Annotated in this window: 7 protein-coding genes; 2 read left to right on the forward strand and 5 right to left on the reverse strand. The window is 63.7% G+C overall.

The window, feature by feature from the left end:
* Window positions 1–164: 164 nt before the first annotated feature.
* From ACHL_RS13615 to ACHL_RS13625, 3 genes are all read right to left on the reverse strand, one after another.
* Window positions 165–4,064, reverse strand: coding sequence for a DNA-directed RNA polymerase subunit beta' (locus ACHL_RS13615; protein ID WP_015937858.1), 3,900 nt, complete (start codon window positions 4,062–4,064; stop codon window positions 165–167).
* A 100-nt stretch (window positions 4,065–4,164) separates the two neighbouring features.
* Complete coding sequence (gene rpoB, locus ACHL_RS13620) at window positions 4,165–7,674, reverse strand: DNA-directed RNA polymerase subunit beta (RefSeq protein WP_015937859.1); 3,510 nt, start codon at window positions 7,672–7,674, stop codon at window positions 4,165–4,167.
* 304 nt (window positions 7,675–7,978) lie between these two features.
* On the reverse strand, window positions 7,979–8,452 hold the full coding sequence (locus tag ACHL_RS13625) for a hypothetical protein (RefSeq protein ID WP_015937860.1): 474 nt from the start codon (window positions 8,450–8,452) through the stop codon (window positions 7,979–7,981).
* A 251-nt stretch (window positions 8,453–8,703) separates the two neighbouring features.
* On the opposite strand from ACHL_RS13625, the gene ACHL_RS13630 reads away from it, so the two are divergent.
* Entirely contained in the window at window positions 8,704–9,903 is a 1,200-nt protein-coding gene (locus ACHL_RS13630; RefSeq protein ID WP_015937861.1) for an acetyl-CoA C-acetyltransferase, read from the forward strand.
* The gene (locus ACHL_RS13635; RefSeq protein ID WP_015937862.1) at window positions 9,903–10,400 is read left to right on the forward strand and encodes an aminoacyl-tRNA deacylase; all 498 of its coding nucleotides are present in this window, start codon (window positions 9,903–9,905) and stop codon (window positions 10,398–10,400) included. The genes ACHL_RS13630 and ACHL_RS13635 overlap by 1 nt, the downstream gene beginning before the upstream one ends.
* 124 nt (window positions 10,401–10,524) lie before the next feature.
* Here ACHL_RS13635 and rplL read toward each other — a convergent pair whose 3' ends face one another.
* Window positions 10,525–10,902, reverse strand: a complete 378-nt coding sequence (gene rplL / locus ACHL_RS13640; RefSeq protein WP_015937863.1) for a 50S ribosomal protein L7/L12 — start codon at window positions 10,900–10,902, stop codon at window positions 10,525–10,527.
* Window positions 10,903–10,974: 72 nt separating this feature from the next.
* A complete protein-coding gene (gene rplJ, locus ACHL_RS13645; RefSeq protein ID WP_015937864.1) occupies window positions 10,975–11,568 on the reverse strand; it encodes a 50S ribosomal protein L10 in 594 nt (197 codons plus the stop codon).
* Window positions 11,569–11,767: the final 199 nt, after the last annotated feature.

Genomic DNA, 11,767 nt, shown 5'->3' on the forward strand with positions numbered 1-11,767 from the left:
GCTTGATCCTGGGCCTTAATCGGGTGTAAGGCGGACGACGGCGGGAGCGGCCCGCCGCCGTCGTCTTCGACTGCCCCCGGTAACCGGGCGCAAAGCCCGGTTAACGGGACAGGCCCCGCACTCGAAAGTGCGGGGCCCAACCTTAAGAGGGACTAACTGCCGTTTTAGCGGAAGTCGTTGCCCAGATCGTAGTCATCCAGCGGGATGGCGTGGAACTCGGGGGCTCCGTCACCGCCCAGGGTGTCGTACGAGAAGTCGCTGAATGCGCTGGGGCCGGTGAACAGGTTGGCCTTCGCTTCTTCAGTGGGCTCCACGGTGACCTCGGTGTAGCGCGGGAGACCCGTGCCGGCCGGGATCAGCTTACCGATGATGACGTTCTCCTTGAGGCCCAGCAGCGGATCGCTCTTGCCTTCCATGGCCGCCTGCGTCAGGACGCGGGTGGTCTCCTGGAAGGAAGCTGCGGACAGCCAGGACTCGGTGGCCAGCGACGCCTTGGTGATGCCCATGAGCTCCGGACGTCCGGATGCCGGTGCCTTGCCCTCGGACACAACGCGGCGGTTGGCATCCTCGAAACGGCTGCGCTCGGCGAGCTCGCCGGGAAGCAGGTCCGATTCGCCGGACTCGATGACCGTGACGCGGCGCAGCATCTGGCGAACGATAACCTCGACGTGCTTGTCGTGGATACCGATGCCCTGGCTGCGGTACACGCCCTGCACTTCGTCCACCAGGAACTTCTGTGCTGCACGCGGACCCATGATGCGCAGGACCTGCTTGGGATCCACCGGACCGTTGATCAGCTTCTGGCCAACGGTGACGTGGTCGCCGTCTTCGATCAGCAGGCGTGAACGGCGCAGGACCGGGTAAGCGATCTCTTCCGTTCCGTCATCCGGGGTGATGACCAGGCGCATCTGGCGCTCGGACTCTTCGATGGTGATGCGGCCGGCTGCTTCGGCAATCGGTGCAACACCCTTCGGAGTACGGGCTTCGAAGAGCTCCTGGATACGGGGCAGACCCTGGGTGATGTCGTCGCCACCGCCGGCGGACACTGCACCACCGGTGTGGAACGTACGCATGGTCAGCTGGGTACCGGGCTCACCGATGGACTGTGCGGCGATGATGCCCACGGCCTCGCCGATGTCCACGGTCTTTCCGGTGGCCAGCGAACGGCCGTAGCACAGGGCGCAGGTACCAACGCTGGACTCACAGGTAAGGACCGAACGGACCTTGACCTCGGTGATGCCGGCCTTGAAGAGCTCGTCGATAACGACGTCGCCGCAGTCGGTGCCGGCAGCTGCGAGGACGTTGCCCTCGGAGTCCACGACGTCGACAGCCAGCGTACGTGCGTAAGCGCTGTTCTCGACGTTCTCGTCCAGGACCAGCTCGCCGTTGGAGTCGGCGACGGCGATCGGCGTGACCAGGCCACGCTCGGTGCCGCAGTCCTCTTCACGGACGATGACGTCCTGCGAGACGTCCACCAGGCGTCGGGTCAGGTAACCCGAGTTGGCGGTACGCAGGGCGGTATCGGCGAGGCCCTTACGGGCACCGTGCGTGGCGATGAAGTATTCCAGCACCGACAGGCCCTCACGGTAGGAGGACTTGATGGGGCGCGGGATGATCTCACCCTTCGGGTTGGCCACCAGGCCACGGATACCCGCGATCTGACGGACCTGCATCCAGTTACCACGTGCACCGGAGGACACCATGCGGTTGATGGTGTTCATCGGCGACAGGCTTTCACGCATCACCGCGGCGATGTCGTTGGTGGCCTTGTTCCAGATCTCGATGAGCTCCTGGCGACGCTCGTCGTCGTCGATCAGGCCCTTGTCGTACTGGCCCTGGATCTTGGCGGCGCGTTCCTCGTAACCGGCGAGGATCTCAGGCTTGGCAGCCGGAACCTCGATGTCGGAGATGGCAACCGTGACGCCCGAACGGGTGGCCCAGTAGAAACCGGCATCCTTCAGGTTGTCCAGCGTTGCCGCGGTAACAACCTTCGGGTAGCGCTCAGCGAGGTCGTTGACGATCCTGGACAGTTCGCCCTTGTCCGCTACAGCCTCAACCCAGGGGTAGTCCGCGGGCAGGGTCTCGTTGAAGAGAACCTGGCCCAGGGAGGTTTCCACGATTGCGGGCTGGCCCTGCTCCCAGCCTTCGGGAGCTTCCCAACCGGAGTAGGGCACGAAGCCTTCGAGGCGGATCTTGACCTGGGAGTTCAGGTGCAGGTCGCGGGCATCGAACGCCATGATGGCTTCGGATACCGAACCGAAGATGCGGCCTTCGCCGGCTGAACCCTTCCGCTTGGTGGTCAGGTGGTAGAGGCCGATGATCATATCCTGCGAAGGCAGGGTGACCGGGCGTCCATCGGACGGCTTCAGGATGTTGTTCGAGGACAGCATCAGGATGCGCGCCTCAGCCTGCGCCTCGGGGCTCAGCGGCAGGTGTACTGCCATCTGGTCACCGTCGAAGTCAGCGTTGAAGGCACCACAAACCAGCGGGTGAAGCTGGATGGCCTTGCCTTCCACAAGCTGCGGTTCGAACGCCTGGATACCCAGGCGGTGCAGGGTGGGTGCACGGTTGAGCAGCACCGGGTGTTCGGTGATGATCTCTTCGAGCACGTCCCACACCTGCGGGCGGTAACGCTCAACCATCCGCTTGGCCGACTTGATGTTCTGTGCGTGGTTGAGGTCAACCAGGCGCTTCATCACGAACGGCTTGAAGAGCTCCAGGGCCATCTGCTTGGGCAGGCCGCACTGGTGCAGCTTCAGCTGCGGGCCGACGACGATGACCGAACGGCCCGAGTAGTCGACGCGCTTGCCGAGGAGGTTCTGGCGGAAACGGCCCTGCTTGCCCTTGAGCATGTCGCTCAGGGACTTCAGCGGACGGTTGCCCGGTCCGGTGACCGGACGGCCGCGGCGGCCGTTGTCGAAGAGGCTGTCAACAGCTTCCTGAAGCATGCGCTTCTCGTTGTTGACGATGATCTCCGGAGCACCCAGGTCAAGCAGGCGCTTGAGGCGGTTGTTGCGGTTGATCACACGGCGGTACAGGTCGTTGAGGTCGGAGGTCGCGAAGCGGCCACCGTCCAGCTGGACCATGGGGCGCAGTTCCGGCGGGATCACCGGGACGGCGTCGAGGACCATGCCGAGCGGGCTGTTGTTGGTGGTCAGGAATGCGTTGACCACCTTCAGGCGCTTGAGGGCACGGGTCTTGCGCTGGCCCTTGCCGTTGGCAATGATGTCGCGCAGCAGGTCGGATTCGGCCTGCATGTCGAAGCCCTCAAGGCGCTTCTTGATGGCCTCGGCGCCCATGGAGCCTTCGAAGTACATGCCGTAACGGTCACGCAGTTCGCGGTACAGGCCCTCGTCGCCTTCGAGGTCGGCAACCTTGAGGTTCTTGAAGCGGTCCCAGACCTGCTCGAGGCGCTCGATGTCGGCGTCGGCGCGCTTGCGCACGTTGGCCATCTGGCGGTCGGCGGAATCGCGGGCCTTCTTCTTGTCGGCAGCCTTGGCGCCTTCGCCCTCAAGGCGGGCAATTTCGCCTTCGAGGTCGCGGGCGATAGCAGCGATGTCGCCGTCGCGGTTGTCGATGAGCTGCTTCTTCTCGATGTCGTGCTCAACCTGCAGGTTGGGCAGTTCCTCGTGGCGGGCAGCCTCGTCAACGCTGGTGATCATGTAGGCAGCGAAGTAGATGACCTTTTCAAGGTCCTTCGGAGCCAGGTCAAGGAGGTAGCCCAGGCGGGACGGAACACCCTTGAAGTACCAGATGTGGGTGACGGGAGCGGCGAGCTCGATGTGGCCCATGCGCTCACGGCGTACCTTGGCGCGGGTGACCTCGACGCCACAGCGCTCACAGATGATGCCCTTGAAGCGCACGCGCTTGTACTTGCCGCAGTAGCATTCCCAGTCACGGGACGGGCCGAAGATCTTCTCGCAGAAGAGGCCGTCCTTCTCGGGCTTGAGCGTGCGGTAGTTGATGGTTTCCGGCTTCTTAACCTCGCCGTAAGACCAGCCACGGATGTCTTCCGCGGTGGCGAGGCCGATCTGCATGAGGCCGAAGGAGGATTCGCTGGACATATGGTCCCTGTTCTCTCTTGTTCTCTAAATTCTGAAGTCTTGACGAATGAGGGAGGTCAGGTCCGACGGCGGGTGGGCACCCGCCGTCGGACCGGGCCTGCTAGACCTCTTCTACGGAGCTGGGCTCTGCGCGAGACAGATCGATGCCCAGTTCTTCCGCAGCCGTGAAGACTGCGTCATCAGAGTCACGCATTTCAATTGTGGTTCCGTCCGTGGAAAGCACTTCCACGTTCAGGCACAGCGACTGCATTTCCTTGATCAAGACCTTGAAGGATTCGGGAACGCCCGGCTCCGGGATGTTCTCGCCCTTGACGATGGCTTCGTAGACCTTGACGCGGCCGTGGATGTCATCGGACTTGATGGTGAGGAGTTCCTGGAGCGTGTAAGCGGCGCCGTAGGCTTCGAGGGCCCACACTTCCATTTCACCAAAGCGCTGGCCACCGAACTGTGCCTTACCACCCAGCGGCTGCTGCGTGATCATGGAGTACGGGCCGGTGGAGCGGGCGTGGATCTTGTCGTCCACCAGGTGGTGGAGCTTCAGGATGTACATGTAGCCGACCGAGATCGGATCCGGGAACGGCTCGCCGGAGCGGCCGTCAAACAGGCGGGTCTTGCCGGAGGAGTTGATCAGGCGGTCACCGTCGCGGGTCACGTTGGTGGAATCGAGCAGGCCCGTGATTTCCTCTTCGCGGGCACCGTCGAACACCGGCGTTGCAACAGTGGTGGGACCACTCTCGCGGGGCAGGTTCGGCAGCTGCTTGACCCACTCGGGCTCACCTTCGATCTTCCAGCCGGTCTTGGCAACCCAGCCGAGGTGCGTTTCGAGCACCTGGCCCACGTTCATACGGCCCGGAACACCCAGCGGGTTCAGGACGATGTCAACGGGGGTGCCGTCGGCAAGGAAGGGCATGTCCTCGATCGGGAGGATCTTGGAGATAACACCCTTGTTGCCGTGGCGGCCGGCGAGCTTGTCGCCGTCGGTGATCTTGCGCTTGGCGGCCACGTAGACGCGGACCAGCTGGTTCACGCCCGGGGGCAGCTCGTCGTCGTTGTCGCGGTCGAAGACGCGGACACCGATGACGGTGCCGGACTCGCCGTGGGGCACCTTGAGGGAGGTGTCGCGCACTTCGCGGGACTTCTCACCGAAGATGGCGCGCAGCAGGCGCTCTTCCGGGGTCAGTTCGGTTTCACCCTTCGGGGTGACCTTTCCGACCAGGATGTCGCCGGCTTCAACCTCGGCACCGATGTGGATGATGCCGCGCTCGTCCAGGCCTGCCAGGACTTCCTCGGACACGTTGGGGATGTCACGGGTGATTTCCTCGGCACCAAGCTTGGTGTCGCGGGCATCGATCTCGTGCTCCTCGATGTGGATGGAGGAAAGGACATCCTCGGCAACGATGCGCTGCGAGAGGATGATGGCGTCCTCGAAGTTGTGGCCTTCCCATGACATGAATGCCACGAGCAGGTTCTTGCCCAGGGCGAGCTCGCCCTGGTCCGTTGCCGGGCCGTCAGCGATGATGCCGCCGACCTCCAGGCGCTGGCCTTCGTTAACCAGGACGCGGTTGTTGTAGCAGTTGCCCTGGTTGGAGCGTGCGAACTTGTTGATGCGGTAGTTGGTTTCCGTGCCGTCATCGTTGAGCATGATGACCAGCTCGGCGGAGACCTCGGTGACCACACCGGCCTTCTTGGCGATGGTGACGTCACCGGCGTCGACGGCTGCGGCGCGCTCCATGCCGGTACCCACGAACGGGGCTTCGGAACGGACCAGCGGCACGGCCTGGCGCTGCATGTTGGCACCCATGAGTGCACGGTTGGCATCGTCATGCTCGAGGAACGGGATCAGGGCCGTAGCCACGGACACCATCTGGCGCGGGGAGACGTCCATGAACTCGACGTCGGCGGCGGGAACCAGAACGGGCTCGCCTCCACCACCGCGGGCACGGACCAGGACGGTCTCTTCAGCGAAGCGCTTGTTTTCGTCCAGCGGCGCGTTGGCCTGGGCGATCAGGACCTCAGCCTCGTCGTCGGCCGTCAGGTACTGGACGTCGTCGGACACGACGCCGTCCTTGACCAGGCGGTACGGCGTCTCGATGAAGCCGAACGGGTTGATGCGTCCGTAGGATGCCAGCGACCCGATCAGGCCAATGTTCGGGCCTTCAGGAGTTTCGATGGGGCACATACGTCCGTAGTGGGACGGGTGCACGTCACGGACTTCCATGCCGGCGCGGTCACGGGACAGACCACCGGGGCCAAGGGCCGAGAGGCGGCGCTTGTGGGTCAGGCCCGAGAGCGGGTTGTTCTGGTCCATGAACTGCGACAGCTGCGAAGTTCCGAAGAACTCCTTGATGGCTGCCACGACGGGGCGGATGTTGATCAGGGTCTGCGGCGTGATGGCCTCGACGTCCTGGGTGGTCATACGCTCGCGGACAACGCGCTCCATGCGGGACAGGCCGGTGCGGACCTGGTTCTCGATGAGCTCGCCGACGGCGCGGATGCGGCGGTTGCCGAAGTGGTCGATGTCGTCGATTTCGACGCGCAGATCCACTTCCTGGCCGTCGCGGGTGCCCTTGATGGTCTTCTCGCCGGCGTGCAGCGCAACGAGGAACTTGATCATGGCAACGATGTCTTCAACGTGCAGGACCGAGGCTTCCTTGTCGCCAAGGGAGCGGTCGATGCCCAGCTTGCGGTTGATCTTGTAGCGGCCAACCTTGGCCAGATCGTAGCGCTTGGAGTTGAAGTACAGGTTGTCCAGCAGGGACTGGGCAGCCTCGACTGTGGGCGGCTCGCCCGGACGCAGCTTGCGGTAGATGTCCAGCAGGGCGTCTTCGCGCGTTTCGGTGGCGTCCTTCTCCAGCGTCGCGCGCATGGAGTCGTACTGGCCGAACTCTTCGAGGATCTGGCCTTCGGTCCAGCCGAGGGCCTTCAGCAGAACAGTGACGGACTGCTTGCGCTTGCGGTCGAGGCGGACACCGACCTGATCGCGCTTGTCGATCTCGAGCTCAAACCATGCACCGCGGGACGGGATGATCTTGGCCGTGAAGATGTCCTTGTCACTGGTCTTGTCAGCGGCGCGCTCAAAGTAGGCGCCCGGCGAACGGACCAGCTGGGAGACGACGACACGCTCGGTGCCGTTGACCACGAAGGTACCCTTCTCGGTCATCAGCGGGAAGTCGCCCATGAACACGGTCTGCTGCTTGATTTCGCCCGTGTTGTTGTTCATGAACTCGGCCTTGACGTACAGCGGAGCCGAGTAGGTAGCGTCCCGGTCCTTGCATTCGGCCATGGTGTACTTGGGGTCAGCGAACTCCGGATCGGAGAAGCTCAGGGACATGGTGCCCTGGAAATCCTCGATCGGGGAGATCTCTTCGAAGATGTCCGACAGGCCGGACGTCGTAGCGACGCTGAGATCGTTTTCTTCGACGGCCTTCGCTACGCGTGCCTGCCAGCGTTCGTTGCCGACGAGCCAGTCAAAGCTGTCCGTCTGCAGGGCAAGCAGATTCGGAACATCAAGGGGTTCGTGAATCTTTGCGAATGAGAGCCGGCGAGTGGCACCATCAGTGCTGTCGGCGGTGTTAGCGGTTTCGTTATTAGAGGTGCTCGAGGCGACCAAGAGGGATCCTTCCACAGACCTTCAGGCGTTTTCAGATCTCCCCCGCTGTGCACCCTGCAGAAGTTAATCCGCAGCGCTACCATCCGGTTCCGCTATATGACCCGGGGCCCGGCTGGCTGTGATGTGACGTATCGACGGCACGTTGATTGCCAGCTGCCAGGCAAAGCCCACCGCTATATGAAGGCTGAAGGTAAACAGGGAAGACGCAAATATCTACGATACGGCAAAACAACCTAAGTGTCTACCCCACTTCGCGCAGGATTGCAAGCACCCGTTTCCGCCGCTTCCGGGTCCCGGCGGACGGCTAAAGCTTGAGCGTCACGCCTTCGGCAGAGCATGTCCCCGAGTTGGCAAACACCGCGTCACGGACGGCGTCCTTGGAAGCCTGCGCGGGCTCACCGCCGCTTTCTGCCGCGCTGGAATGGTCTATGGCCAGGAGGCTGAGTGAGGCGAAGAGGCCCTGGAGGTCGCCGCTGACTGTGTCCTTGGCGTCCTCTGCCTCCAGGTAAATGTCCTCGTAGCCGTTGGCGTCGCCGGAGGGCACAGCGGCGTAGTCGGCAAAGAGTGAATTGAAGCGTTCGCAGGCTTCCTTGGCGCTGCCGGACGCGGCGGAGGATGCCGACGGACCGGCACCGGCACTGGAGGTGCTGCTGGGAGCCGGGCTGGCGGACTGGCCCGCATCGGCTGTTTCGGCAGGCGCAGGAGCCGACACCGAGCAGCCAGTCAGCCCGGCGACGCCAACAACCGCTGCCAGGGCGAGGATCTTCTTCACTGTCATTGCTCCGTCCGTCCCGGGTGCGGCATGGCTGCCCCCTGCATAAGTTCCGCCGTCCACCCTACGCATGCTGCCGCCGTCGTGCACATTCCGGCTATGGGGACCTCTCCCCCTGCCCGCTGCCGACTGCCGCGGCAAAGAGGCGGCGGTGCAGTTCCGGAATGCACACGGGTACCGCCGCGTTTGAATAGATGGGTGACCAGGGTCACGATACCCTTGGTGGCTTACACCGGATGAGATCGGAAGAGATAACCATGGGCAACTCCCCCGGCAACAGCGACGTTGTCATCCTTGCAGCAGTCCGCACCCCGCAGGGGCGGATCAACGGGCAACTGGCCAGCTTCACTGCGGTGGACCTTGGCGCGCACGCCATCCGCGCTGCCCTGGACGCCAGCGGCGCTGCGGTGGGCGACGTGGAAGCGGTCATCATGGGCCAGGTCCTGCAGGCAGGGGCGGGCCAGAACCCGGCCCGCCAGAGCGCCATAGCCGCCGGCATCGGCTGGAACGTTCCCGCTGTGACCATCAACAAGGTATGCCTGTCCGGGCTCACCGCCGTCATCGACGCAGCACGGATGATCCGCGCCGGCGAAGCCGCAGTGGTGGTGGCCGGCGGCCAGGAATCGATGACCCGGGCACCCCACATCCTGCCGGGGTCGCGCCAGGGTTGGACCTACGGTTCCATCCAGGCGCTCGACGTGGCCGCCCATGACGGACTCACCGATGCCTTCGACGGCCAGTCAATGGGCCTGTCCACCGAAACCGGCAACCTCGCCCTCGGTATCGACAGGCCGTCACAGGACAATGTTGCGGCCCAGTCCCACCAGCGTGCGGCGCTGGCCGCCAAGAACGGAACGTTCGACGACGAGATCGTCGCCATCAGCGTCAAGCAGCGGAAGGGTGACCCCGTGGTAGTGGACACCGACGAGGGTGTCCGGCCCAATTCGTCGGTGGAGTCTCTGGCCGGGCTGCGGGCCGCCTTCGTCACCGACGGCACCATCACGGCGGGAAACTCTTCCCCCCTTTCCGACGGCGCTGCGGCCCTGGTGCTCTCGTCGCGGGCCTATGCCGAAGAGCACGGGCTGGAATACCTCGCCGTGGTGGGTAAGCCGGGCCAGGTGGCCGGGCCGGACAATTCGCTGCATTCGCAGCCCTCGAACGCCATCAGGAACGCTTTGGGGAAGGCCGGCTGGAGCACGGCGGAGCTCGACTTCATCGAGATCAACGAAGCGTTCGGGTCCGTGGCAGTGCAGTCGTTGAAGGACCTCGACTATCCGCTGGAGAAATGCAACATCCACGGCGGCGCTATCGCCCTCGGCCACCCCATCGGGGCTTCGGGAGCACGCCTCGCGGCGCATGCTGCCCATGAGCTGAAGCGGCGCGGAACCGGCAAAGCGGCGGTGTCCCTGTGCGGCGGAGGAGGGCAGGGCGAAGCGCTCCTGCTCTACCGCGACTGATGGCGGGCCATACCGCAAACGGAACGGACGGCGTCGGACGCGAACGGTTCCTGGCCGACGCCTCAGCCCGCGGCCTCCACGTGGAGGTGGTGGAACGGCCCGCGGCGAAGAGCCTCGAAGAGGCCGCCGGAATCCTTGGCATCACGCCGGCTGACATCGTCAAATCCCTGGTGGTGAAGCACAAGGACGGGACATTCCTGTTCGCCCTGGTACCCGGCGACCGGCAGATCTCCTGGCCGAAGCTGCGCCAGCTGGTAGGCGTCAACAAGCTGTCCCTGCCGCCGGCGGACATCGCCCTCGAGGCAACCGGCTACGAACGCGGCACCATCACCCCTCTGGGGAGCACAAGCCCGTGGCCCGTGTACGCCGACGCCACCATCACGGGGCGGCGGATATCGATGGGCGCCGGCGCCCATGGCTACAGCGCCTTCGTTGACGCCGACGCCCTCACGTCCGCCCTCGGCGCCGTCGTCGCCGACATCTCGGACCCGATGTAAGTAGCAGCAGGTGTCCTTATGAGGGCTCATAACGACACCTGCTGCTACCCAGTTGGGGCCAGGACGCAAAAAACCCCGTCCCACTGCCAGGCAGTGGGACGGGGTTTTCCGTGAAGAGCCGTTGTTACTTGAGGGTAACGGTGGCGCCTGCAGCCTCGAGCTGCTCCTTGGCCTTCTCGGCAGCTTCCTTGTTGGCGCCTTCGAGAACAGCCTTGGGTGCGCTGTCAACCAGGTCCTTGGCTTCCTTGAGGCCGAGGGAGGTGATGGCGCGAACTTCCTTGATCACTGCGATCTTCTTGTCGCCGGCAGATTCGAGGATGACGTCGAAGTCAGTCTTCTCTTCAGCCTCTTCAGCAGCGCCACCGCCGGCGGGGCCGGCAACGGCTACAGCAGCAGCGGTTACTTCGAAGGTCTCTTCGAAGAGCTTGACGAACTCGGAGAGCTCGATGATGGTCAGTTCCTTGAAAGCTTCAATGAGCTCTTCGTTGCTGAGCTTCGCCATGGTAGGCGTCCTTCCTGTTGTTGGCAGTCCCGCACTGGGCAGGACCGCCGGAGTCTGGTGGGGTAAAGAGAATTAGTTCTCTTCGGCAGCGGGAGCCTCGGCGGGTGCCTCGGCTGCTGCTTCAGCTGCAGAGTCAGCAGACTCTTCAGCGGCCGGCGCTTCGGCAGCTGCCGGTGCACCGTTCTCTTCTTCAAGCTTGAGTCGCAGCGCATCGATGATGCGTGCAGCAGCGGCAGCAGGAGCCTTGAGGACGCCTGCAACCTTGGCGAGCTGCAGCTCACGGGACTCGAGGGCAGCCAGGGCGGCGACCTCGCTGGCATCCAGTGCCTTGCCTTCGAAGTAACCGGTCTTGATGACCAGCTGCTTGTTGGCCTTGGCAAAATCCGTCAGGCTCTTGGCAGCGGCAACTGCGTCACCCTTGATGAACGCGATTGCAGTGGGGCCGGCAAGCTGGCCGTCGAATGCTTCGACGCCGGCTTCCTTGGCTGCAATTGCGGTCAGGGTGTTCTTGACGACCGCGAACTTGGTGTCCTGGCCGAGAGAAACACGCAGCTGCTTGAGCTGTGCAACGGTGAGCCCGCGGTATTCGGTCAGGACAGCGGCGTTCGATTCCTTGAAATCGTTAGTGATCTCAGCTACTGCTGAAACCTTGGTAGGCGTTGCCATAACCCTCCTTCCGGGGATAGTGCCGGTATTCGAGGGTCCCGCTCAGGTGAGCTAAAACTAAAAACGCCCCGCGCAGATGCACGGGGCTTGGCTCAACATGTTTCCATGGAGCGTTGCTTCGTTCACCTGCGCCGGCCGCCCTATGTCAGGGTCCTTCGTTCAGAAAGCCACTTGATCTCCCGAGCACAACTGCAGAGTT

It is taken from the genome of Pseudarthrobacter chlorophenolicus A6, assembly GCF_000022025.1.
Classification (GTDB): Bacteria; Actinomycetota; Actinomycetes; order Actinomycetales; family Micrococcaceae; genus Arthrobacter; species Arthrobacter chlorophenolicus.

Excerpts from the sequence above, each read along its gene's own strand:
- rplL (WP_015937863.1), bottom strand. The coding sequence starts at position 10,902 with ATGGCGAAGCTCAGCAACGAAGAGCTCATTGAAGCTTTCAAGGAACTG.
- rplJ (WP_015937864.1), bottom strand. The coding sequence starts at position 11,568 with ATGGCAACGCCTACCAAGGTTTCAGCAGTAGCTGAGATCACTAACGAT.
- ACHL_RS13625 (WP_015937860.1), bottom strand. The coding sequence starts at position 8,452 with ATGACAGTGAAGAAGATCCTCGCCCTGGCAGCGGTTGTTGGCGTCGCC.
- ACHL_RS13630 (WP_015937861.1), top strand. The coding sequence starts at position 8,704 with ATGGGCAACTCCCCCGGCAACAGCGACGTTGTCATCCTTGCAGCAGTC.
- ACHL_RS13635 (WP_015937862.1), top strand. The coding sequence starts at position 9,903 with ATGGCGGGCCATACCGCAAACGGAACGGACGGCGTCGGACGCGAACGG.
- ACHL_RS13615 (WP_015937858.1), bottom strand. The coding sequence starts at position 4,064 with ATGTCCAGCGAATCCTCCTTCGGCCTCATGCAGATCGGCCTCGCCACC.